Source organism: Vibrio sp. 704 (assembly GCF_033339295.1).
In genome coordinates this window covers 1-588 of the sequence record NZ_JAWOUH010000729.1, presented here as the reverse complement: position 1 = coordinate 588, position 588 = coordinate 1, and the positions used below count along the sequence as shown (strand labels likewise).

The following is a 588-nucleotide window of genomic DNA, read 5'->3' as shown; positions in this document are numbered from 1 at the left end:
AATACTTACATCGAACAAATGGCGAAAACTAAATTCTTGAAAAGCTCATTTAGAAAAGGAATTCAAAATGTTTGGCTTGCGAACTCGAAACCAAGAAGCAGAAAGTGAATACCGTCGCTTCATCAAAGGCTTATCCGATAGTATGGCAATGATTGAGTTTGATACGAGAGGCATCATTCTCAATGCAAATGATTTATTTCTTTCTTGTGTCGGATACACACGGGAAGCGATTGTTGGAAAACATCATTCGATTTTCTGTGACCGAGGCTATGTTCAATCCCCTCGATACCAACAATTTTGGGATGATTTAAAAATGGGTAAGCATAAGCGCGGTACGTTTGAGCGTCTAACCTCACAACGTGAAAGACTGGTACTTGAAGCCAGTTACTTTCCCATTGAATCTGAACACGGACAAATTGAAAAAGTAGTCAAGATCGCGTCAGACGTGACACAACAGCGGCTAGAATCAGAGCAAAAAGAAGCCATTTTGAACGCGTTAGATCTGTCTCTAGCCACGATTGAGTTCGACCGAGAAGGATACATTCTGACCGCCAACCAAAACTTCTTAAAAACCTTGGGATACGAGTT

The 588-nt window shown here is 41.0% G+C and carries 1 protein-coding gene; it reads left to right on the top strand.

From position 1 onward, the window contains the following. Positions 1 to 67 precede the first annotated feature (67 nt). Positions 68 to 588 (top strand): PAS domain-containing protein (locus R7R24_RS28780; protein WP_318120467.1); only part of this gene is annotated, 521 nt, incomplete at its 3' end.